The following is a 22,705-nucleotide window of genomic DNA, read 5'->3' on the forward strand; positions in this document are numbered from 1 at the left end:
GGATGGCTTCCCTCTGGATGCTGTTCGCCAGCTTCGCGTTCGCCGCCATGGGCGCGGGCGTGAAGCTGGCTTCCGAGTTCTACTCCACCTCCGAACTCCTGATGTACCGCGGCCTGATCGGCACCCTGGTGCTGCTGCTGGCCGTGCGCCACCAGGGCGGGACCTTCAAGACGCCTTTTGCGGGCGCCCACGTCTGGCGCAGCGTCGTCGGCGTCATCTCGCTGTGGCTGTGGTTCTTCGCGATCTCGCGCCTGCCCCTGGCTACTGCCGTCACCCTCAACTACATGGCGCCGATCTGGATCGCGGCCTGGATGTTCGCCCACGGCTGGTGGAGCGGCACCAAGCTGCCCGAATGGCCGCTGGTGCTGGCGATCGCCATGAGCTTCTTCGGCGTGACCCTGGTGCTGCAGCCCGCGGTCGAGGCTAACCAGTGGCTGGGCGGCCTGGCCGGCGTGGCCTCGTCGGTGATCTCGGCCATGGCCTACATGCAGGTGCGCAAGCTCGGCCAGATGGGTGAGCCCGAATACCGCGTAGTGTTCTACTTCTCGCTGAGCACCGCCGTGGCCGGCCTGCTCGGTACGCTCGCGGGCGACGGCCCTGAAGGCGCCGTGTTCCAGAGCCATACCCTGTACAGCGGCGCCCTGCTGCTGGGCGTCGGCATCTTCGGCCTGATGGCCCAGATCGCGATGACGCGCGCCTACCGCGTCGGCAAGGTGCTGGTGGTGGCCAACCTGCAGTACACCGGCATCGTGTTTTCCAGCCTGTGGGGCCTGGCGCTGTGGAACGATGCCTTCGGCTGGCACGTCTGGATGGGCATCGGCGTGATCCTCGCGTCCGGCATCGCCGCGACGTTCTACAATACACGCAGCACGGCCAAGGGCGCCGTGGTCAAGGACACCGATCCCATCGCGAGCGAGACCTGAGGAGCACAATGTATACGACACTGATTTCGGCGCAAGACCTGGCGGCGCACATCGACGACCCGCACTGGGTGCTGGTCGACTGCCGCCACGACCTGATGAACGCGGCCGCCGGCCGCGAGGGCTTCGCCATCGGCCACCTGCCGGGCGCGGTCTTCGGCGACATCGAGACCCAGCTGTCGGGCGCCAAGCATGGCCCGGACGGCGTGTTCCGCGGCCGCCACCCGTTGCCGGAAAAAGAGGCGCTGATCGAGACCCTGCGCAGCTGGGGCGTCAAGGACGACTCGCAAATCGTGGCCTACGACGCGCACGGCGGCATGTTCGCCGCGCGCCTGTGGTGGCTGATGCGCTGGCTCGGCCATGAAGCGGTGGCGGTGCTGGACGGCGGCATGGCCGCCTGGCAGTCGCTCGGCAAGCCGCTCACCACCGCGGCCGCCGCCAGGCCGCGCGGCGACATCGCGGTGCGCGCGCCCTTCGTGCCGACCGTGACGGTAGCCGAGGTCCTGGAGAATGTGGACAAGGGCGAGCGCATCGTGATCGACGCACGAGCAAGCGACCGCTTCCGCGGCGAGAACGAAACCATCGACCCGGTCGGCGGCCATATCCCGGGCGCCCGCAACCGCTTCTTCAAGGACAACCTGCAGCCTGACGGCCGCTTCAAGGATGCGGAAACCCTGCGCGGCGAATTCGCGCTGCTGGTCGATGATCCGAAGCGGGCGATCATGCAGTGCGGCTCGGGCGTGACCGCCTGCCATAACCTGCTGGCGCTGGAAGTCGCGGGCCTGCCCGGTGCGGCGCTATATCCGGGTTCGTGGAGTGAATGGGTCGGTGACGCGAATCGTCCGGTCGCCACTGGCGACGCTTGAGCACAGGAGGCATCCTGATGAAAAAAGCAGCAATGAAAGATAACGCAGCAATGTCGAACGACGAAAACACGAACGCGGGCGCCGCGGCGCTGGAGATCCCGGAAGCGGTTGCCGCCGCCCTGAGCGGCTGGGTGCAGCGGGTCGCCGAACAGGCCGCCGCGCCGGTACGCGAAGCGCTGGCCGAAGTGGAGGCCGATGCGGCCGCCCTGCGCGAGTCCAGCGCCGAACTGGAAGCCGCACGCGACCAGGCCCTGGCCGCCTCCGCGGAACACGCGGCCGAGATCGAGCGCCTGAACACCGAACTGCGCGATGCGCGCAAGCTCGCCACCGACGCGCTGGTCAGCAAGGCCAAGGACCAGCTGGCGATCGACGGCAAGGACCGGCAATTGGCCGACCTGCGCGCCCAGCTCGAGCGCAACGTCGCGGCCCAGGCGAGCGAATCGGATGCGCGCCTGGCCGCCGAGATGGAGCTGGTCGGCGCCACCACGGCACGCGACAACTTCGAAAAGGAAGTGAAGTCCCTGCGCGCCCAGCTCGACAAGTCCTACGCCGAGCGCAGCGCGCTGCGCACCGAACTCGAATCGCTGCGCGCGAAGAAGTAAGCCGCCGTGGAACGCAATACCCGCCAGCGCAAGGCCATCCACCAGTGCATGGAGGACGCCGGCCGTCCGCTGGCCCCGCAGGAAATCCTCGAACACGCCCAGGGCGTGGTGCCGGGCATCGGCATGGCGACCATCTACCGCAATATCAAGTCGATGCTGGAGGCCGGCGAGATCACCACGGTGTCGCTGCCGGGCGGCGGCGACCGCTACGAGATCGCCGGCCACGGCCACCACCACCACTTCCACTGCCGCGCATGCGACAAGGTGTATGAGGTGCACGCCTGCCCGGGGGATATGCAGAAGCTGACGCCGGAAGGCTTCGTGCTGGAATCGCACGAGCTGACCTTGTACGGCTTGTGCAGCAACTGCCGCGCGTAGATTTCGCCGTACGGCAATCCCTGCAATAGCGGTGATTGCGCCAATGCGCCGCCAGCAGCAGCACGCTGCTGGCCACCGCCGCCACCGCCTCCGCTATCTCGCCCCACTGCGGCCCGACGGTGAACACCGCGACCAGGAAGGCGCCGAGTCCCGCGATCCCGAGCGACAAGGCCACCGGATCGCGGTGCTTCAGGTAACCCGGCACCAGCGCCAGCAGCACCGGCACCGTCACGCCCAACAGCAGCGCATCGTGCAGCGCGTGATGCTCGCCACCCAGGCCCAGCAGAGGAAAGGCCGCGATCAGCAGCGGCATCGCCAGGCAGTGCAGCAGGCACAGGGCCGACGCCGCCATGCCGGCATAGTCGGCGAACCGGATCAGGGTCTTCATCAGAAGACGAAGCGCAAAAATGGCATGGCAGGCATCCTTGGTTGAGCACTCCGGTAATGATAAGTCATTATCATTAGAGGCGCAACAAGCGGACGCGTGCAGTGCGGCGAATCTCAGTAGGCGTGGTTCAGCGTCACGACGATGGCCACGCCGAGCGCGATCAGGGCGACCTGGGGCACCGATTCGCGCACCGTGGCGCGGCGCTGCATCTGCGGCATCAGGTCGCTGACGGCGATGTAGATGAAGCCCGAGGAGGCGAACACCAGCACATAGGGAATCAGGCCGCTGGCCTGGTCCAGGGTGAAGTAGCCGAGCAGGCCGCCCGCCACCGCCATCAGGCTGCACAACAGGTTGAAGACATAGGCGCGCAGCCGCGAGAAGCCGGCGTTGAGCAGCACAATGAAGTCGCCGATCTCCTGCGGGATCTCGTGGGCGACGATGGCCAGCGCGGTGACGATGCCCAGTTCCGGATTGGCGAGGAAGGCCGCGGCGATCAGGATGCCGTCGGTGAAGTTGTGCATCGCATCGCCCAGCAGGATCATCCAGCCTGACTTGCCGGCCTGGTGGGCGTCATGGCCATGGGCGTGGTGGTGGCCGTCGCCTTCGTGATGGTGCGAGTGGCGCAGGATCGCCAGCTTTTCCAGCACGAAGAAGGCCAGCAGGCCGCCCAGCAGCGTGGCGAACAGGCTGCGCGGGTCGGCGCCCGACTCGAAGGCTTCCGGCAGCGCGTGCAGCAGCGAGGTGGCCAGCATGATGCCCACCGACAGGCTGACCATCCGTTCCACCACTTTCGACAGCAGCGTGAACGAAAACACGGCAGCGCCGGTGATGCTGGCGACGCCGGCGATCACGGTCGCCAGCAGGATGGAAGAAAGAATGGGGTCGATTTGAAACCTCTTGTTGGTCTTACGCGGAGCGGCAAACCGAGCATTGTACCCTGCCCGGTTTGTGTCCGTGCAAGATCAGGCGACGCCGTGCTTCGAGAACCAGCCCAGCGCCTTGCTCCAGCCGTCCCTGGCGTCGTCGGCGTTGAAGCTCGGGCGGTAGTCGGCGTGGAAGGCGTGGCCCGAATTCGGATAGACGTGGATCATCGAGCGGCTGTTGCCGGCGTCGAGGGCCTTGCGCATGCGCTCCACCGACTCCAGCGGGATGCCGCCGTCCTTGGCGCCGTACAGGCCGAGCACCGGCACCTTCAGGTTCTGGGCGACGTCGATCGGGTGTTTGGTCTGCAGCGCATTGGTCTCGCCGACCAGGCGGCCGTACCAGGCCACGCCGGCCTTCACGTCCGGGTTGTGGGCCGCGTACAGCCAGGTGATGCGCCCGCCCCAGCAGAAGCCGGTGATGCCCAGCTTGTCGGTATTCCCGCCGCGCTGCTTGGTCCACTTGACGATGGTGTCGAGGTCCGTCATCACCTGCGCATCCGGGACCTTGGCGACGATGTCCTTCATCAGGGCCGGCATCGGAGTCTTGGTGGCGTCGCCCTGGCGCACGAACAGGTCCGGGGCCACGGCCAGGTAGCCGGCCTTGGCGAAGCGGCGCACCACGTCCTTGATATGCTCGTGGACGCCGAAGATCTCGGAGATGACCAGCACCACCGGCAGGTTGGTGCGGTCCTTGGGCTGGGCGCGGTAGACCGGGACGTCCTGGCCGTTGACGACGACGATGTGGTCGCCGGCGTCGAGGCCTTCGGCGCTGGTCTGGATCTGGGTCTGCGCCACCACCGGCAGCGCGGCGACGGCGAAGCCGCTGCCGGCGGCGGCTTTCAGGAAGACGCGGCGATCGACGCCCTTGTCGAACGCGCTGGCGGACAGCAGGCTTTCGGCATCGCTGATGAGATCTTTCATGTGCACCCCTCCGGTTGTGTTGGACAGGCTTGCTATACTAGCAAAATCCGGAGGGGCGCACGCTTGGACCCAGCAGCCTTGGCGGGTCATACAACTACTCCTGCCGATCCAATCGCAACAAGAGCGCCGCCATCATCTTGGCAATATCCTTCTTTACTACGCTTACCCCCACGATGCCGGGCACGTCGAACTTCGGTTCGATGGTCGCGTTGTACACGATCCTGGTGCCGGCGGCGCCCGGCAAAGGACTCAGCTCCCAGCTGGCGCGGTAGACCTTCATGTCGCCCTCGATCAGGCTGATGTCGATTCGGTCCGGCGCCCGTTCGCGCACCAGCACCACCACGCGGATAGTCTGGCTGAAAAACAGATAGCGGGCGGTGCCCAGTTGTTCGACGATGGCGCGTTCGCCATTGCGAGACACGACGCGAGCGCTTTTCAGGTTCGGCAGGTAACTGGCCAAATGCTCGTAATCGGTGAGAACACGCCAGGTAGCGGCCGGTGTTGCCGCCACCGTGCCGTTCGACGTGATCTGGTAGACCTTGCCGCCATCGGCGCCATCGACGCGATCGACGTTCAGTTCGAACCTGGGCCCGCCGGGCTGCGCCGCCATCGAGGCAGTGCCCCAGGCCAACAAGGCGCACCCTAGCAACAGCGTGTATGCGATGCGATGTAGCATCCGCCGAGCGTAGCATGCGGGGCAAGCGCAGGCCAGTCCACCTTATGGGGCGGCGAATGGTCTCCGGCGCTCTGCGACGATGTGGTAGCGCACCTCCAGCTCGTCCTGCACCGATAGCAGCCCGCCGCCTACGGAAAAGGGTGTGATGCCGAAATCGGTCTGCTTCAGGCGCGCCGTCCCACTCGCGATCACCTGTGCCGCATCGACCCGGATTGTGGCCGGCAGCACCAGCCAGCGCGTGGCGCCATGCAGCGTGACGGCAACGCGCAGCCTGCCGTCTGCCTGCCGCTCCGCATGCAGCGTCACCGATGGAAAGCGCTGCGCCTCGAGCACCGGTCCGAGCATGTTCGCGCGCGTGCCCTCGACCGCTTGCGATGACGGCTGTTTGGCAATGCCCGCGTCGCGCAGCAGTTGCGGCTCATCGACGGTCATCTGGTCGACACGGAAAGAGATATCTGCGCTGCCGGCGCCAGGCGCGACATAGCCCGCCAGCAAGCGGCTGGCCACCACGTGGTCGTGCCCGAGTCGCGCCATCAGGCCCGCGCGGCGTACCGTGACCGTCAGGAGCGAGGCATCCGGATCGACTGCGTAGACGGCGTCACTGGAAGTCGCCCCTGCGCGATAGGAGGCTGAATCGGCTCCTGCCCCCGGCACTGGCGGCCCCAGTTGCCGCCCGCAAGCGGCCAGTAGCAACAGTAATGGCAGGAGGCGCTTCGTGGCGACCGGACGGGACAGCGTCGGCTCAGGCAGCGTTCTTTTCGCAGCGCTCATATCGATCTCGGCCATTCAGTGTACGCGCACACCGGCGTTCCCGCTTTCCAGGAACGCCGGCCATTTACTACCGAAGATATCGCGAGCTTACATCACGGCTGCGGATTCCACCCCGCCCCGTTGCCATACGCCGCAAACACCTGGGCGCGCGACGCGAAACGATTCGCCACGTCAAGGTCGCTCAGGATGTAACCGCCGACCCGCGCCCCCAGGTTCAGCGGATTGCCGGCCATGTCGGTGCTGCCGTACTCGCGCCAGCCCGCATCGGCGCGGGCCACCACGGGGTTCGGCGCCGGCTGCCCGTTCACGCCCTGCCCTGCCCAGCCGACAGGCGCCACGTGCGTGTCCATCTTGCAGTTGACGAAGGCGATGTTGTCCCAGGTGGCGGTCCCGCCCGGGCTGCGCGCCAGGTAGGTGGCGCCGTTCGGCACGTCGCCGCGCAGCGGCCCCGGACCGGGGCCATGGGTCAGCGCGCTGTTGAGGAACACGTAGCCGATATCGCTGCTGGATGCCACCCGCGCCTGCAGCACGTAGCCGCCGCTGCCGGCGTTGGCGCTGTCGCCCACCGAACGAATCTCGCTTTCCTCGAACAGCGCCGCCCGGCTGCTGCCCCAGATGAAGTCGACGTTGCCCTCCACCAGGCTGCGGTAGAACCAGGACCAGCCCTTCAGGTTCAGGGTGTCCTGCTCGCTGTGGAAGCCGGCGTTCTTCGCTACCAGGCGGCCGTCGCTGTTGAAGTAGATGGTTTCGGCCTGGCCCGAGATGCTGCTGGAGCGGATGGTGGTGTTCTTCAGGCTCAGGGTATCGAGGCTGAGCATGTCCGAGGCCTCGACCAGCATCAGCGCGCGCCCGCCGGAAGGCGTACCGGTCGCCGTGCCCGGCTGGCTGCCGCCCGTTCCCGGGTTCAGGGTCTCGTTGTTGGTGTAGGAGATCATCACGCCATCGCGGCTTTCGCCCTTGATCGTGACATTGTCCTTGCCATTCAGGTACAGGAGTTCCTCGTAGCGGCCATTCCGGATATGTATCGTGACCGGGTCCGCCTTCGCGACGTGCTGCATCGCATGGTTGAGCGCACCCTGTACGGTGCGGAAGTCGGCCTCGCCGTCGTCATCCACCGCCAGGCTGTTGCCGGTCGGCGCGCTGGCTCGGGTAGAGAAGGTCCAGCCCGCCGCCTTGCCCAGGCCGACGAAGGGTGTGCCGCCGAGGCTGGTGCCGGTGAACACGCCATCGGCGATCGCCACGTAGTACTCGGTGCCGTAGGCCAGCTTGCTGCTGTGCGGCTTGATCGTCACCGTGTTGCCGGCAATCTTGATCGGCGCAGTGTTGACCCTGCGTACCAGCGCCTGGCCTGCGTAACCCAGCGCATCGGTTTCGCCGCTGAGGCGGATGACGTCGACCAGCGCATCATCGAGCTTGCGGAAGATGCGGATGCTGCCGCTGCTGCCCAGGGTCGGCGGCTTGTCGAAGACCAGCCTGAGCGAGGTGTCGACGTGCGCCGACGGCTCCAGCGGTGCCGGGAAGCTCGCCCCCTGCATCGGGTACACCTGGGTCGGCTGCACGAACTGCGGCGCGATGGTGGCGGCGATCGTACGCGTGATCGAGGGCGCGGAGCCGCTGCGGAACACGATGTCGGCCTTGCCCGCGCCCACTGCTGTGAGGGTCACGGTGCTGCCGCTGGTGGACGCCGTCACCACGGCCGGGTTGCTCGATTCGGCGCTGAAGCTGTCCGGCTGGCCGTCGCTGGCCACCGCCGTCACCTTCACCTGGTAGGGTGCGTCGCCGACTTCCGCCGACCAGGCCAGGCCGGGAGGATCGACGTTCAGCTGCACCGGCTTCAGGCCTGGATCGCCGACGCGCACGTCATCGATCATGAAGGACTTGTTGGCGGTGTACAGGCCGATCAGGCCGCGCGCCGCGAACGTGGCATCCGTCACCGAGCCGAGGTTCTTGCCGTCGAGATAAACCGTCAGCGTGCTGCCGATCATCTCGAAGCGCACCGTGTAGAACTGCGCATCCATCGCGATCGGCGCGCGCACCTGGCGCGGACGGCTCAAGGTATTGTTCAGCATCCGGGCGATTTCCACCTGCGTGCTGGTGGTGCTGTTCTGCACATTCAGGCCGGCCGCATACCAGTTGGACGGATTCACGTAGCGCGTGACGAGATACAGGAACTTGTTGCCGGTCGTACCGTTCGTCATCGGACGGATGCGTGCTTCGACGAAGTAGTCGCCCGAAGGCACGCCGCCAAAAACCTCCGGCTTGACCAGCGCGAGCACGCCGCCGGTACTCGCGGCCGTGTATTGCAGCACCTTGTTGGTCCCGCCCTCGATCTCGGAGCGGACGCTGAAGCTGCCGTTCGGGCCGGCCAGCGGCAGCAGGTTCCACTTGGCGCTGGTCCCGTCCTGGAAGTCGTCGCAGAAATACAGGCCGGTCGCCGGGCACGCCAGGGTCGGGTTCTGGTCCACGCTGACCTTGCCGGTACCGCTGATCGTGGTCGTGATCTTGCCAACGCCGGCCTGGGCCAGTGCGTTGGCCTTCACCAGCGACACCGGACGCGGGGTGAAGGCGTACGGCGGGGTCCAGGTGACGGCATTCGAGACCGCACAGGCGCCCAGCGCCTTGCCGTTGAGGAGCGAACCGCTGTCCTTGAAGGCGCCGGGAGTTGCGCTGCTCATGTTCGTGACGACCTGGTCGCAGCCTGGCGCACCGGCGATCTCGAACACGTTGTTGGTCGACAGGATCTTGGCGTTCTTGCCCGCGCCGATGCTGTAGCTGTGCGCATATGGCGACCCGGCCTTGCTGCCGACGAAGTAGTTATTGAATACGTGGACCTGGCCGAAGCGCACGCGCGGGGAGCGCTGGACCACGTCGCGGTACACGTTGTTGCTGAAGCTGACGCGCAGATTGCCTTCGTCGCTGGTGGCCGAATCGCTGCCGCCGACCAGCGTGGTCTTGTCGTGCTGGCCGAAGACGTTGTACGACACCGTCACGTAGTCCGAGCCATTGGTGATGTCGAGCGCACCGTCGTGGCACTGCTTCTTCTTGCCGTTTTCCATCGGCAGGAAGTCGTCGGTCAGCGGCAGGTCGGTGAAGCTCACGCGGTCGACCCAGACATGGTGCGAGCCGGAGACGCCGATGGCATCATAGGCCGCATTCCAGTTGCCGGTGGCACCGTCGGTCGGGTCCCAGACCGGCTCGACGTCGCAGGGCGCGACCACCTTGAGGTTGCGGATGATGACCTGGGCGACGTTCGACACCAGCACGCTGCCGTTGACGATGCCCGCATTGGCGTCGGCGCCGATCAGGGTCGTATTGTTCTTGAGGCGGATCGCAGCGCGCGCGGCCTGGTCGGCCGTACTGGTGTAGGGCCTGCCCTCGCTCATGTCGATGGTGCCGACCAGCTTGATGATCTTGGGGTTGTCGCCGCCGTTGTTCAGTGCTGCCAGCAGTTCGGCGCGCTTGGTGACTGTGTAGATGTGCTCGGTGCTGGCTGCCGATCCTCCGAGCGTGCCGCCGGCCTGGCCGGCCCAGCCGTCTGCCGGTGCTACCTGCCGTGCCGGTTCGGCGAGCGCGGCTGCGGGCACGCCGAAGACGCACGCCAGCAGGACAGCGGCGCATGCCGGTGCCTTGAAACCTGGATGTTTCATGTGAACCTCCTGGAACAGGATGAAAGGGTTAGCCTTGGGTGCCGCTGCGGCGCCGGGTGAGCGCAAGACCGGCCAGGCCGGCCAGTGCCAGGCCGAAGCTGCCCGGCTCCGGCACTGCCGCCGCAGCATCGATCTGCGCGGAGAACTCGCCGAACGCGCTGTTCCAGGTGACCGAGGAAAGGTCGATCGCGATGCTGTGGTCGTTCAGCACGGACAAGGCCGGCAAGATGCCGGTGCCGCTGGTGTCCAGCAGCGTGAAGCCGCCGATCCGCTGGCCCAGGCCGGCGCCGAAATCGAAGACCATGCGGTAGTCGCCGGGGCTCGGCTGGACCCCGTTGAGGATCACGGTGAACCGGCCGGTGGTCGTGAAGTCGACGCCGAATAGCCAGTCGGCGCTGAGGAACTCGACGCCTGGCTGGTCGCTGGGATCGATAGCGGTCGTATTGCTGCCCAATTCCGCCGCGAACCCGTGGTCCAGCCCCAGCATGCCCTCGGCCGAGCCGTTGTAGGTGGCGGTAATCATGCTGCCCTGCAGGGAAATCGGTGCGGCGCCCGCCTGACTTGCCGTGAACGCTGCAGCCAATACCAGTGTCTCCAATATGATTTTTGTTTTCATTTCTTGGTCCTGATCGGTCTAGGTGATGGTGTCGACAGGCGAGCGCCGGCGCGGCGCCCCGCTGGGAAACGCGCGCTCTTCGCTATGAATGTCGTTTGGAGAAGCGTGAAAATGCTCGCTGCACGGCCTTGCCGGCCTCGTGGGCTGGCCTGGGGAGCGATCGTGGTGCTAGCGCTTCAGCTCCAGTTGCCGAACTCGGCAGTGGAGCTTGCAGGTTAGCATAAATGAATCAGATTTGGTCGGACCATTTTAAATTTGGTCCGACCGGATATGTTGCAAAGATGGAAGTGAAGCGCCTTATGCAGCCGCCAGCGCAGCCTCATGCGCGGCAACCAGTACCTTGTCGCGTTCCTCCACACGCTTTGCTGCCGGGCGGGCACCCAGCCTCTCGGCATACTCCGCAAACACGGGCAGGTGCGGTACGCCGCCAAATGCCATGCCCCAGCCCAGTGCCGATGCCCACAAGATGTCGGCAGCCGACATGGTGTCGCCGAGCAGGTAGGGCCCTTGCCGGAGCTGGGCTTCGATCACGCCGATCATGGCCTCGAAACTCCCGTAGGGCGTGTTCATGTGTGACGCCGGTTCGCGCTGCATGAAGCGGTCCACCAGCGCCGGCTCGTAAGCGGCCGCGTAGAACACCATCCAGCGCAGGGAGGCGCCGCGCAGCGGATCGGCGAGGGACGGCGCCAGGCCCGCCTGCGGGAAGCGGTCGGCCAGGTGGATGAAGATCGCCACCTGCTCGGTCACGACGGTGTCGCCGTCCAGGATGGTCGGTACTTTCCCCAAGGGGTTCACGGCCAGGAAGGCGGGCTGGCGCTGTTCGCCGGCCTTCATGTTCAAGACCCGCAGTTCATAGGGTGCGCCGAGTTCTTCGAGCAGGATGAAGGTGGCTGACGAGCGGGTGTGCGGCGAATGGAAGAAGCTGATGCTGCGCTGTGTGGTCATGGCGGTCCTCGATGGTTGCCTGGTTGTCGGTGTGCCGATCCGCGGTCGACCCACAGCATGGTAAGCCTGCCAAGCTGACATCTTCTGTCAGGTATGGATTACACTGGGCCCATGCGCGCCAGTCGACTTCTTTTCATCCTCACCACCCTGCAGGCACGCGGCCAGGCGACCGCCCGGGCGCTCGCCGACGAGTACGGCGTGTCGCTGCGCACGATTTATCGCGACGTCGATGCCTTGAGCGCGGCCGGGATCCCGATCTACAGCGAGCGCGGCAACCTTGGCGGCTACCGCTTGCTGGACGGCTATCGAACGCGCCTGAACGGCATGTCGGCGCTGGAAGCCGAAGCCCTGTTCCTCGGCGGTTTATCGGGACAGGCGGCCGAACTCGGACTCGGCGCGGCCTGCGCGAGCGCCCGCGACAAGCTGCTGTCCGCGCTCCCCGCCGAGATCCGCGAAGGCGCCGGGCGGATGCGCTTGCGCTTCCACCTGGACGTACCCGGCTGGTTCGACGCAAGCGAACGCCCCGCCTGCCTGCCGCGGCTGGCGGAGGCCGTCTGGGGCGAGCGGCCGGTCCGCATCCGCTATCGCAGCTGGAAAGCAGAGAAGGAGCATGAACTGGACCCGCTCGGCGTCGTGCTCAAGGGCGGTGCCTGGTACCTGGTCGCCCGGCAGGGAACGAGCGTGCGTACCTATCGGGTCTCGCGCATCCTCGAACTCGACCTGCTCGACGGCCGCATCGGCCCGGCCGACGACTTCGACCTGCCGGCCTACTGGACCGAGAACGCACGGCGCTTCGAGCTGGAGCAGCATCCGGAGCAGGCCAGCCTGCGGCTCTCGCCCTGGGGAATCAAGATGATGGAGGCCTTCCTGCCGCCCTATGCCCTCGCTCACGCCACGATCGCGGAAGCGGAGGAGGATGGATGGCGCACCGTCACCCTCCCCGTCGGCCCCCTCCACCACGCCGCGCATGAGCTGCTGCGCTTCGGCGCCGAGGCCGAAGTCATCGAGCCGGAGGCGCTGCGCGTCCACATGGCCCGCATCGCCCGACAGCTGGCTGAGACCTACGGCTGCTGATGATTTTCACGTTGCCTGGCCTGCTTTACAATTCTTTACCCGCCACACACATTGGCGCCAAACGCCGGCCCCAGAGTGGAGTTCCTTCACAACCTCGAGGAGCTCTCATGAAATCGCACAAGGATCACCAGGCGGATACTCTCCCCGCGCGCGGATCTCGCCCGGCAAGACGCTGGCTGGCCGCCGTCGCCGTCGCCGTGGCAGCCGCCGGCGCCGGCGCCGGCGCCAGTTTCGCCGGCGCCGCCCCGGGGCTGCATCATCCCGGGCACGCAGGCCCCATGGCCATGGATCCAGCCGCCATGGACGCGCATATCGACAAGATGGTGGCGCAGCTGGCCGGCGACGCCACGCCGGACCAGCAAGCCCGGGTCGCCGCCATCGCCAAAAAAGCGATGGCCGACCTGCGTCCGGCGCACAAACAGCGCCGCCAGATGCACGTGCGTGCGCATGCCTTGCTGATGGCGCCCGTGGTCGACCGGGCCGCACTCGAGCAGCTGCGCGCCGGACATGTACAGCAGGTCGATGCCGGCAGCCGGCGCATCGTGGAAGCGGTCGCGGATGCCGCCGATGTCCTCACGCCCGAACAGCGCCTTCGCTTCGCCGGGCATTTGAGGCAGCTGATGCTCTAAGGTAAGATGCCCCATGGTCCAGACTGTCCTGATGATCGAAGACGATGAACGCCTGGCCGGGATGGTCGCGACCTATCTTGCGCCGCACGGCTTCATCGTCCGGCATGCCCTGAGCGCGCAGGAGGGCATCGCCATCCTGCAGCGCGAACAGGACGTCGGGCTGGTCCTGCTCGACCTGATGCTGCCCGATGCCGACGGCCTCGATGTCTGCCGCCGGATCCGGGCGCTGGCCGCGCCCCTGTGCGCGCTTCCGATCGTCATGCTGACGGCCAAAGGCGATCCGCTGGACCGGGTCGTCGGCCTCGAGATCGGCGCCGACGACTATCTTCCCAAGCCCTTCGAGCCGCGCGAACTGCTGGCGCGGCTGCGCGCCGTGCTGCGGCGTCCGCCGATGGCGGCCGAGCCGGCAGCCCGGGTGCTGCGCTTCGGCCGCCTCGAGATCGATCCCGGGGCGCGCACCGTCCGGCTCGATGGCGAAGCGCGCGCGCTGACCGCCTACCAGTTCGACCTGCTGGTCGCCCTGGCCGAACGGGCCGGCCGCGTGCTGTCGCGCGACCAGCTCCTCGAGGCGGTCAAGGGCCAAGCCACCGATCCCTTCGACCGTTCGATCGACGTCCACATCGGCCGCCTGCGCCTGGCGATCGAGGACGAGGTCAAGCAGCCGCGCCGCATCATCACCGTGCGCGGCGCCGGCTATGTGTTCGCGAAGGTGCACGATGCCTGAGGCCGTATCGCGAACGATCCCGCCCTGGCGCCGCCTGTATGTGCGTTTCTATCTTGCGCTGCTTACCAGCCTATTGTTGGCCGCCTTCCTGTTCGGCTTTGCACACTTGCACTTCGATCCGTCCCGTGCGGGCCTGGCGATCATCGGCCCGAACCGGCACGCGCTGGGCTTCGTCGTGCTGCTGGCCGTGATCGCCCTGACGGTGGCCCTGTGCGCCTATCCGGTCGTGCGCCGCCTGACCGGGCGCCTGGAGCGGCTGCAAGACAGCGTCGAAGCCTGGGGTTCGGGACGGCTCGCGACCCGCGTGGCCGTCGAAGGGAAGGATGAAGTAGCCGGCCTGGCGGCCAGCTTCAACGACTCGGCCGCGCGCATCGAGGCGCTGGTCGCATCGCAGAAATCCTTGCTGGCCAACGCCTCCCACGAACTGCGCTCGCCGCTGGCGCGCATCCGGATGGCGGTCGAACTGATGGCGGAGCAGGCGGCACCCGCCCTGCGCGCCGAATTGCAGCGCAACGTCGGCGAACTTGACGCGCTGATCGAGGAGATCCTGCTGGCCAGCCGCCTCGATGCGCCTGGCGCCGCCATGCCTTGTTTCGAAGAGGTCGACCTGACCGGCTTGCTGGCAGAAGAATGCGCCCGCACGAGCGCCGCACTGGACGCCGGCACGTTGACCGTCATGGGCGACGCGAAGCTGCTGCGCCGCATGGTGCGCAACCTGCTCGAGAATGCGGTCCGGTACGGGGCCGGTTCTCCCGTCACGGTGCGGCTCGCCGCAAGCGGCCCTGCGGAACTCCGGCTCGATGTCTGCGACGGCGGCCCCGGCATCCCCGAGCGCGAACGGGAGCGCATCTTCGAGCCCTTCTACCGCATTCCCGGTGCGAGCGAAGCGGCGGGCGGCGTCGGCCTGGGCCTCAGCCTGGTGCGCCAGATCGCGCGCCACCACGGCGGCGAGGCAGGCTGCATGCCGCGCGATGCCGGCAGCTGCCTGCGCGTGACGCTGCCGCTTAGTGCGCGCGCTCCCAGTTAGGCCCCACGCCGGTCTCGGCCACCAGCGGCACGTTCAGCGTGGCCACGCCCGCCATCAGCTCCGGCAGCTTCACGCGCACCAGTTCCAGCTCGGCTTCCGGCACCTCGAGCACCAGTTCGTCATGCACCTGCATGATCATGCGCGTGCCCAGCTTCCCGGTTTCCAGCCAGCCCTGCACCGCGATCATGGCGAGCTTGATCAGGTCGGCCGCCGTGCCCTGCATCGGCGCGTTGATCGCCGCGCGTTCGGCGCCCGCGCGGCGCGGGCCGTTCGGGGAGTTGATCTCGGGGAGCCACAGGCGGCGCCCGAACACGGTCTCGACGTAGCCGCGCGCCTTGGCCTGCAGGCGGGTCTCGTCCATGTACTGCTTGACGCCGGCGAAGCGGGCGAAATAGCGGTCGATGTAGCTGGCCGCCGCGCCGCGCTCGATGCCCAGGTTCTGGGCCAGGCCGAAGGCGCTCATGCCGTAGATCAGGCCGAAGTTGATCACCTTGGCATAGCGGCGCTGCTCGCTCTGCACCTCATCCGGGGCGATGCCGAAGATCTCGGCCGCGGTGGCGCGGTGGATGTCCTCGCCTTCGGCGAAGGCTTTCAGCATGGCCGGGTCGCCCGAGATATGCGCCATGATGCGCAGTTCGATCTGCGAATAGTCGGCCGACACGATCACGCTGCCCGGCGGCGCGATGAAGGCTTCGCGGATGCGGCGGCCTTCGGCGTTCCGCACCGGGATGTTCTGCAAATTCGGCTCGTTCGAGGACAAGCGGCCGGTGATCGCCACCGCCTGCGCATAATTCGTGTGCACGCGGCCCGTCGTCGGATTCACCATCTTCGGCAGCTTGTCGGTATAGGTCGATTTCAGCTTCGACATGCCGCGGTGCTCGAGCAGGATCTTCGGCAGCGGGTAATCCTCGGCCAGCTTCTGCAGCACCTCTTCGTCGGTGGACGGCGCGCCGGTGGCGGTCTTCTTGATCACCGGGAGGCCGAGCTTGCCGAAGAAGATCTCGCCGATCTGCTTCGGCGAACCGAGGTTGAAGGGGCCGCCGGCCAGCTCATAGGCCTGCTGCTCCAGCTCCAGCATGCGCGCACCCAGCTCGCCGGACTGCACGCCCAGCAGCTCGGCGTCGATCAGCACGCCGTTGCGCTCGATCTTCTGCAGCACTCCCATGGTCGGCATCTCGATGTTGCGGTAGATGTAAGTCAGGCCCTTGTCGGCTTCGACGTGGGACAGCATGGTCTGGTGCAGGCGCAGCGTGATGTCGGAATCCTCGCCGGCGTATTCGGTGGCGCGGCCCAGCTCGACCTGGTCGAAGCAGATCATGTTGGCGCCCTTGCCACACACGTCCACGAAAGGAATCGTGGTGTAGCCGAGGTGGCGCATCGCCATCGTATCCATGTCGTGCGGCTTGTGCGACTCGAACACGTAGGATTGCAGCAGGGTGTCGTGCACGATCCCCTTCAGCTTGACGCCGTGGTTCTCGAAGATGTGCATGTCGTACTTCAGGTTCTGGCCCAGCTTGGGCTTGGCCGGGTTCTCCAGCCAGGGGCGCATCCGCTCCAGCACGTGCTCGCGCGACAGCTGGTCGGGCGCGCCGGCATAGCGGTGGGCCACCGGGATGTAGGCGCCCTTGCCGGCCTCGGTCGACAGCGAGATGCCGACCATCTCGGCCGTCATCGGGTCCAGCGAGGTGGTTTCGGTATCGACCGAGGTCAGCGCGGCCGCGTCGATCAGGGCCAGCCACTTGTCGAGCTGCTCGTCGGTGAGCACGGTCTCGTACTCGCCCTTGATGATGGCCATGCCCGGCAGGGTGCCGGAGGCGCCCTCGGGGGAATTCAGCGGCGCCCCGCCCGGACCGGCGCCGCGCGCCGGCGCCACCGCGCCATCGGCACGCCCATTGCCGCCGCCCAGTTCACGCAGCATGGTCTTGAAGCCGTAGCGCTGGAAGAAGTCGCGCAGGGCTTCCGCGTTTTCCGGACGGCCGACCAGGGTTTCCTCGAACGAGACCACGTGGTTCACCAGGTCGCAGTCGGTCTTCACGGTGATCAGCTCGCGGCCCTTGGGCAGCCACTCGAGCGCGGCGCGCAGGTTCTCGCCGACCGCGCCGGTGATGCTGTGCGCGTTTTCGATGACGCCGTCGAGCGAACCGTGCAGGGTCAGCCACTTCACGGCCGTCTTCGGGCCGCACTTGTTCACGCCCGGGACGTTGTCGACGGTGTCGCCGATCAGGGTCAGGTAGTCGATGATGCGGTTGGGCGGCACGCCGAACTTGGCGATCACGCCGGCTTCGTCGAGCTTGTCGTTGGTCATGGTATTGATGAGCATGACCTTGTCGTTGACCAACTGGGCCAGGTCCTTGTCGCCGGTCGAGACGATCGTCTTCATGCCGCGCGCGGTCGCCTGCACCGCCAGGGTGCCGATCACGTCGTCGGCCTCGACGCCGTCGACCATCAGGATCGGCCAGCCCATGTAGCGCACCACTTCGTGGATCGGTTCGATCTGCTTGCCGAGGTCTTCCGGCATCGAGGCGCGGGTGGCCTTGTATTCCGGGTAGAGGTCGTCGCGGAAGGTCTTGCCCTTGGCGTCGAAGACGCAGGCGATGTAGGCCGCCGGATAGTCGGCGCGCAGGCGGCGCAGCATGTTGACCATCCCGTGCATGGCGCCGGTCGGGAAGCCGTCCGGGCTGCGCAGGTCGGGCAGCGCGTGGTAGGCGCGGTAGAGATAGCTGGAACCGTCAACGAGCAGCAGGGTATTTTCCATAGGGCGACAAAAAAGTGAGCCGGCGCGGCCGCGCCAAAAGTGTCCGGCATTATCGCAGAATCAGCTTGACCGACGCACAAGAGATGCCGGGCCCTGCGGTTCAAATACGCACACTTTTCACAGGGAAGCGTGTCGGTTTGTTACAATGAACCAAACGACACAAGGTGACCATCATGTTGCGCACATCTTCCCGCCTGAAACTCCTTTCGCTGTGCCTGATCGCGCACGCCGGCCTGGCCGCGGCGCAATCCCAGCAGCAGGCGCCCACGCAACAAGGTCCGGGCCAGACGCCGCCCCAGCTCGAGCGCATCGAGCCGGGCAGCGACGTGCCGGCCACCACCATCCCGCCGAAAGAACGTACCCGCATCACCGAAAAGCGGAACAACAGCGGACAGGTCACCGAAGTGGAAGTGCAAAGCGGCAAGAGCCGCTACATCATGAAACCCAACGTTGCACCAGGAAACGCCCAACCCGGCGATACCCAGAGCAGCGCGATCCGCGCCCCACAATGGCAGGTCATGGAATTCGACTTCGGTAATCCGAAAAAGCAGGCCGCCGATCCGGCGACTGCGGCCCCGTCGCCGGCGCCGGCCAAGCCGGGTGTGCCCCCGCGCGCCGATGCACCGCCTCCGCCACCACTGGAACCCGTCGAAAAAAAATAATCCCGACGCTGCCCTCCGCGGTGGCCGACCCTTACCTTTGTTGCTAGCTCATGGCAGTTTTCACCGCGGTCTCGCTGGACGACCTTTCCCAGTGGATCAAGCAGTTCCCCCTCGGCCGCGCCCTCGCGCTGCAGGGCATTTCCTCCGGCATCGACAATAGCAATTTCTTCCTCACGACAGAGCGTGGGGAATTCGTGCTGACCATTTTCGAGAACCTCGGCTTCGGGCAACTGCCCTTCTACGTGCAGCTGATGCGTCACCTGGCCGAGCGCGGCATCCCGGTGCCGGCGCCGGTGCCGAATGCGGACGGCGAACTGGTGGTCACCCTGCACGGCAAGCCGGCGATCATCGTCAGCCGCCTGAGCGGGGCCTCGCAGATGGATCCGCAGCCGCCGCACTGCGCCGAAGTCGGTACGATGCTGGCGCACATGCACCTGGCCGGGCGCGACTTTCCGCTGGTGCAGCCGAACCTGCGTGGCCTGGACTGGATCACGGCGACGGCGCCCACCGTACTGCCGCTGGTATCCAGGCCGGAAGCGGAGCTGCTGCACAACGAAGTGCGCTTCCAGACCGATTTTGCCGCCACCGCCACCTACGCCGCCCTCACCCGCGGCCCGGTGCACGCCGACCTGTTCCGTAATAACGTGATGTTCGAAGGCGAGCGCCTGAGCGGCTGCTTCGACTTCTATTTCGCCGGCGTCGACACCTGGCTGTTCGACGTCGCCGTGACCGTCAACGACTGGTGCGTCGATCTCGCCTCGGGCGTGCTCGATGAAGCGCGCGTGCAGGCCCTGCTCGCGGCCTATCACGCCGTGCGTCCGTTCACGCCCCAGGAACACGCCGCCTGGCTGCCGATGCTGCGCGCCGGCGCGCTGCGCTTCTGGCTGTCGCGCCTGTACGACCTCCATATTCCGCGTGCGGCAGAATTGCTGACGCCGCACGACCCCACCCATTTTGAACGTATCCTGCGCGCCCGCATCGAACGCGGCGCGCCCGAACTGCCTACATGAACTCTATCCCCGCAATCACCGGCTGGCACTGGCTCAAGCAAGGCGCCGGCCTGTTCCGCAAACAGCCGGCCGCCCTCACCACCCTGCTGTTCGCGAACATCCTGATCAGCATCGGCATCAGTGCCGTGCCCCTGCTCGGCCCGATGATCGCGGTGGTCTTGATTCCCTCGTTCTCGATGGCCTTCATGAAGGCCTGCCTGATGATCGAGAACGGCGAACGGGTGACCCCTGGCGTACTGCTGACAGGCTTCCGCCAGCCGGTGGTCAAGGATTTGTGCAAGGTCGGCCTGATCTACCTGGGCGTGTCGCTGCTGATGGCCCTGATCACCCGCTTCGCGGTCGATCCGGGCTTCTGGGAGCAAGTGGCGCGCCAGGGCCGCGAAGGCGGCCAGCCGCAGGTGGCGGGCTCGGACATCCTGGCGATGTTCATGATTTTCGGGCTGGACGTGGCGGCGCTGATGTCGCTGTGCTTCGCCGCCCCGCTGACCTACTGGCAGAAGATGGGGCCGGGCAAGGCGGTGTTCTACAGCTTCTTCGCGGTGCTGCGCAGCGCCCGCGTGTTCATCGTGCTGCTGCTGGCCTGGTTCGCGATCTTTTTCGGGATCTGCATGGTGATCACGCTGCTGCTGGGCGCCTCGAACATGACGCGGGTGGTGATCATGTGGCTGATCTTCCTGTTCATCCTGCTGCTGCAGTGTGCGATGTATGCGGGCTACCGGCAGATTTTCGGGAAGCCGGTGGACAGTACGCCGGCCGGGTCGGTCAATCTGGGCAAATAAGTTGTGCAAATAAGAAAGCGGGCATGGCCCGCTTTCTTCATGCGCGCCAGGTTCAGCGCCCCACCCGCTCCAGCTTCGCAATCGACAGGTCCAGCACCTTCATCCCCGCCGCGCCGAAGTTGATCTGGGCGCGCGCCGCGCCCGCCCCGCCTTCGATGTTCACGATCACGCCTTCGCCGAACTTGGCGTGCGCCACCGACTCGCCCACGCGCCAGCCGGAGCCGTTGCCCGACTTCTGCGTGATCTGCTGCGCGATCTTGTTGTCCGAGCCGTCGCGGAAGGCGGCGTCGTCCCAGGCCGTGGCCTGCTTGCGGCCGCCGAACCACTGGGTCTGCACCCGCGGCGACAGCCACTTGATCGATTCCTCCGGCAGCTCGTCAAAGAAGCGCGACTTCATGTTGAAGCGGGTCTGGCCGTGCAGCATGCGCTGCTGGGTAAAGCTCATGTACAGGCGCTTGCGCGCGCGCGTGATCGCCACGTACATCAGGCGCCGCTCTTCGTCGACGCCATCGAGTTCGCGCGCGCTGCTCTCGTGCGGGAACAGGCCTTCTTCCAGGCCGGTGATGAACACCGCGTCGAATTCCAGGCCCTTGGCCGAGTGCACCGTCATCAGTTGCAGGGCGTCCTGGCCGGCCTGGGCCTGGGCGTCGCCCGCTTCCAGCGAAGCGTGGGTGAGGAAGGCCGACAGCGGCGACATCACGCTGGCCAGCGGCGCATCGGAATCGAGGATCTCGATGCCGTCCTGGTTGACGATCGCTTCGCCCACCGAGGGCAGCGCCTGCGGGCCGAGGTGGGCCGGGGCGCCCTGGCCGAAGCCTTCTTCCTGCACGAACTGGGTGGCGGCGTTGACCATCTGCTCCAGGTTCTCGATGCGGTCGGCGCCCTCTTTCTCGTTCTGGTAGTGCTGCAGCAGGCCGCTGCGTTCCAGCACCACGCGCACCAGCTCCGGCAGCGGCAGCTGCTGGGTTTCGAAACGGGCCGACTCGACCAGCTTCACGAAAGCGCCCAGCGAGGTGCCGGCCTTGCCGGTCATGTAGGGCACCGCCGCGTACAGCGAGATGCCGTAGGAGTCGGCCGCCATCTGCAGCTGCTCGATCGAGCGCGCGCCGATGCCGCGGGTCGGGAAGTTCACCACGCGCAGGAAGGCCGAATCGTTGTGCGGATTGTCCATCAGCTGCAGGTAGGCGATCGCGTGCTTGACCTCGGCGCGCTGGAAGTAGCGCAGGCCGCCGTACACCGTGTAGGGCAGGCCGGCCGCGAACAGCGCGTGCTCGATCACCCGGCTTTGCGCGTTGGAGCGGTACAGGATCGCGATCTCGCTGCGCGGGAGGCCGTCGGCCATCAGGCTCTTGGCTTCCTCGATGATCCACTGGGCTTCTTCCAGGTCGGAAGCCGCCTCGTACACGCGCACCTGTTCGCCCTGCCCCGCATCGGTCCGCAGGTTCTTGCCGAGGCGCTTGGTGTTGTTCGCGATGAGGTAGTTGGCGCTGTCGAGGATGTGGCCGTAGGAGCGGTAGTTCTGCTCCAGCTTGATCAGGTTCTTGACGCGGAATTCGCGCTCGAAAGCCTGCATGTTGCCGACGTTGGCGCCGCGGAAGGCATAGATGCTCTGGTCGTCGTCGCCCACGGCAAAGATGGCGCCGCCGCCCTCTTCGTCATGCCCGGCCAGCAGCTTCAACAGGTTGTACTGCAGGTCGTTGGTATCCTGGAACTCGTCCACCAGGATGTGGCGGAAGCGCATCTGGTAGTGGTGGCGCAGCGGCCCGTTGCGCGCCAGCAGCTCGTACGATCGCAGCAGCAGCTCGGCGAAATCGACCACGCCCTCGCGCTGGCACTGGCCCTCGTACACCTCGTAGAGCTCGATCATGCGGCGCTCGATCGGGTCGTTCGGCTCGAGACGGTTCGCGCGCAGGCCCTGCTCCTTGGCGTTGTTGATGAAGTACATCAGCGCCTTGGCCGGGTACTTCTCGTCGTCGACATTGTGCGCCTTCAGCATGCGCTTGATCAGCGACAGCTGGTCCTGCGAATCGAGGATCTGGAAGACCTGGGGCAGCGCCGCATCTTTATAGTGGGTGCGCAGCAGGCGGTTGCACAGGCCGTGGAAGGTGCCGATCCACATGCCGCGGGTATTAATCGGCAGCATCGAGGACAGGCGGGTCAGCATCTCCTTCGCCGCCTTGTTGGTGAAGGTCACCGCCATGATGCCGGCGGGCGACACCTGCCCGGTCTGGATCAGCCAGGCGATGCGGGTCGTCAGCACGCGCGTCTTGCCGGAACCGGCGCCGGCCAGGATCAGCGCGCTCTGCGACGGCAGGGTGACGGCGGCGAGCTGTTCGGGATTGAGGTTATGGAGGAGATTCTGCATCCGGCCATTATAACGCCGGGATTACTG

The 22,705-nt window shown here is 66.5% G+C and carries 20 protein-coding genes and 1 pseudogene; 11 read left to right on the forward strand and 10 right to left on the reverse strand.

What is annotated here, in order from left to right; all coding sequences use genetic code 11:
• Nucleotides 1–2 precede the first annotated feature (2 nt).
• From AC56LK_RS07175 to AC56LK_RS07190, 4 genes are read left to right on the forward strand one after another with little or no spacing between them, the layout of a single operon-like run.
• Nucleotides 3–923 (forward strand): DMT family transporter, encoded by a 921-nt coding sequence (locus AC56LK_RS07175; protein ID WP_497183869.1) that lies wholly within the window; start codon nt 3–5, stop codon nt 921–923.
• A gap of 8 nt (nt 924–931) precedes the next feature.
• On the forward strand, nt 932–1,786 hold the full coding sequence (locus AC56LK_RS07180) for a sulfurtransferase (protein WP_497183870.1): 855 nt from the start codon (nt 932–934) through the stop codon (nt 1,784–1,786).
• 17 nt (nt 1,787–1,803) lie between these two features.
• Nucleotides 1,804–2,388, forward strand: a complete 585-nt coding sequence (locus AC56LK_RS07185) for a DNA-binding protein (protein WP_497183871.1) — start codon at nt 1,804–1,806, stop codon at nt 2,386–2,388.
• A 6-nt stretch (nt 2,389–2,394) separates the two neighbouring features.
• Nucleotides 2,395–2,766 carry a Fur family transcriptional regulator gene (locus AC56LK_RS07190; protein ID WP_497183872.1) on the forward strand — a complete coding sequence of 124 codons (372 nt, stop codon included), beginning with the start codon at nt 2,395–2,397 and terminating at the stop codon, nt 2,764–2,766.
• A gap of 88 nt (nt 2,767–2,854) precedes the next feature.
• Here AC56LK_RS07190 and AC56LK_RS07195 read toward each other — a convergent pair.
• From AC56LK_RS07195 to AC56LK_RS07230, 8 genes and pseudogenes are all read right to left on the reverse strand, one after another.
• Nucleotides 2,855–3,154 (reverse strand): annotated as a pseudogene (locus AC56LK_RS07195) (MerC domain-containing protein); the annotation flags it as partial.
• 113 nt (nt 3,155–3,267) lie between these two features.
• A complete protein-coding gene (locus AC56LK_RS07200) occupies nt 3,268–4,005 on the reverse strand; it encodes a ZIP family metal transporter (RefSeq protein WP_497183873.1) in 738 nt (245 codons plus the stop codon).
• Nucleotides 4,006–4,116: 111 nt separating this feature from the next.
• Nucleotides 4,117–4,998 (reverse strand): dienelactone hydrolase family protein, encoded by an 882-nt coding sequence (locus AC56LK_RS07205; protein ID WP_497183874.1) that lies wholly within the window; start codon nt 4,996–4,998, stop codon nt 4,117–4,119.
• A gap of 94 nt (nt 4,999–5,092) precedes the next feature.
• Nucleotides 5,093–5,632: an SRPBCC family protein gene (locus tag AC56LK_RS07210; protein ID WP_497183875.1), complete on the reverse strand. Its 540-nt coding sequence runs from the start codon at nt 5,630–5,632 to the stop codon at nt 5,093–5,095.
• Nucleotides 5,633–5,716: 84 nt separating this feature from the next.
• Complete coding sequence (locus AC56LK_RS07215) at nt 5,717–6,460, reverse strand: YceI family protein (protein ID WP_497183876.1); 744 nt, start codon at nt 6,458–6,460, stop codon at nt 5,717–5,719.
• Nucleotides 6,461–6,537: 77 nt separating this feature from the next.
• Complete coding sequence (locus AC56LK_RS07220; protein WP_497183877.1) at nt 6,538–10,092, reverse strand: pectinesterase family protein; 3,555 nt, start codon at nt 10,090–10,092, stop codon at nt 6,538–6,540.
• Nucleotides 10,093–10,120: 28 nt separating this feature from the next.
• Nucleotides 10,121–10,708: a PEP-CTERM sorting domain-containing protein gene (locus AC56LK_RS07225; protein WP_497183878.1), complete on the reverse strand. Its 588-nt coding sequence runs from the start codon at nt 10,706–10,708 to the stop codon at nt 10,121–10,123.
• 297 nt (nt 10,709–11,005) lie between these two features.
• Nucleotides 11,006–11,653, reverse strand: coding sequence for a glutathione S-transferase family protein (locus AC56LK_RS07230; protein WP_497183879.1), 648 nt, complete (start codon nt 11,651–11,653; stop codon nt 11,006–11,008).
• Nucleotides 11,654–11,764: 111 nt separating this feature from the next.
• Between AC56LK_RS07230 and AC56LK_RS07235 the strand changes: the two genes are divergently transcribed.
• The 4 genes from AC56LK_RS07235 to AC56LK_RS07250 all read left to right on the forward strand — a co-directional run bounded on the left by AC56LK_RS07235 (nt 11,765) and on the right by AC56LK_RS07250 (nt 15,107).
• Complete coding sequence (locus tag AC56LK_RS07235; protein WP_497183880.1) at nt 11,765–12,727, forward strand: helix-turn-helix transcriptional regulator; 963 nt, start codon at nt 11,765–11,767, stop codon at nt 12,725–12,727.
• A 107-nt stretch (nt 12,728–12,834) separates the two neighbouring features.
• Nucleotides 12,835–13,356 carry a periplasmic heavy metal sensor gene (locus AC56LK_RS07240; RefSeq protein WP_497183881.1) on the forward strand — a complete coding sequence of 174 codons (522 nt, stop codon included), beginning with the start codon at nt 12,835–12,837 and terminating at the stop codon, nt 13,354–13,356.
• A 13-nt stretch (nt 13,357–13,369) separates the two neighbouring features.
• The gene (locus AC56LK_RS07245; protein WP_497183882.1) at nt 13,370–14,080 is read left to right on the forward strand and encodes a response regulator; all 711 of its coding nucleotides are present in this window, start codon (nt 13,370–13,372) and stop codon (nt 14,078–14,080) included.
• Nucleotides 14,073–15,107 carry a sensor histidine kinase gene (locus AC56LK_RS07250; protein WP_497183883.1) on the forward strand — a complete coding sequence of 345 codons (1,035 nt, stop codon included), beginning with the start codon at nt 14,073–14,075 and terminating at the stop codon, nt 15,105–15,107. The genes AC56LK_RS07245 and AC56LK_RS07250 overlap by 8 nt, the downstream gene beginning before the upstream one ends.
• Here the strand turns inward: AC56LK_RS07250 and polA are convergent.
• Nucleotides 15,085–17,862 carry a DNA polymerase I gene (gene polA, locus AC56LK_RS07255; RefSeq protein ID WP_497183884.1) on the reverse strand — a complete coding sequence of 926 codons (2,778 nt, stop codon included), beginning with the start codon at nt 17,860–17,862 and terminating at the stop codon, nt 15,085–15,087. The genes AC56LK_RS07250 and polA overlap by 23 nt on opposite strands.
• A gap of 173 nt (nt 17,863–18,035) precedes the next feature.
• Between polA and AC56LK_RS07260 the strand changes: the two genes are divergently transcribed.
• Genes AC56LK_RS07260 through AC56LK_RS07270 form a run of 3 tightly spaced genes read left to right on the forward strand, consistent with a single transcriptional unit; the run spans nt 18,036 to nt 20,313 of the window.
• Nucleotides 18,036–18,524 carry a hypothetical protein gene (locus tag AC56LK_RS07260; RefSeq protein WP_497183885.1) on the forward strand — a complete coding sequence of 163 codons (489 nt, stop codon included), beginning with the start codon at nt 18,036–18,038 and terminating at the stop codon, nt 18,522–18,524.
• A 50-nt stretch (nt 18,525–18,574) separates the two neighbouring features.
• Nucleotides 18,575–19,534 carry a homoserine kinase gene (locus tag AC56LK_RS07265; RefSeq protein ID WP_497183886.1) on the forward strand — a complete coding sequence of 320 codons (960 nt, stop codon included), beginning with the start codon at nt 18,575–18,577 and terminating at the stop codon, nt 19,532–19,534.
• Nucleotides 19,531–20,313 carry a BPSS1780 family membrane protein gene (locus tag AC56LK_RS07270; protein ID WP_497183887.1) on the forward strand — a complete coding sequence of 261 codons (783 nt, stop codon included), beginning with the start codon at nt 19,531–19,533 and terminating at the stop codon, nt 20,311–20,313. The genes AC56LK_RS07265 and AC56LK_RS07270 overlap by 4 nt, the downstream gene beginning before the upstream one ends.
• Nucleotides 20,314–20,365: 52 nt before the next feature.
• Here AC56LK_RS07270 and AC56LK_RS07275 read toward each other — a convergent pair whose 3' ends face one another.
• Nucleotides 20,366–22,678: a UvrD-helicase domain-containing protein gene (locus AC56LK_RS07275; RefSeq protein ID WP_497183888.1), complete on the reverse strand. Its 2,313-nt coding sequence runs from the start codon at nt 22,676–22,678 to the stop codon at nt 20,366–20,368.
• Nucleotides 22,679–22,705: the final 27 nt, after the last annotated feature.

This window comes from Telluria sp. ZB4P36, from assembly GCF_059685865.1.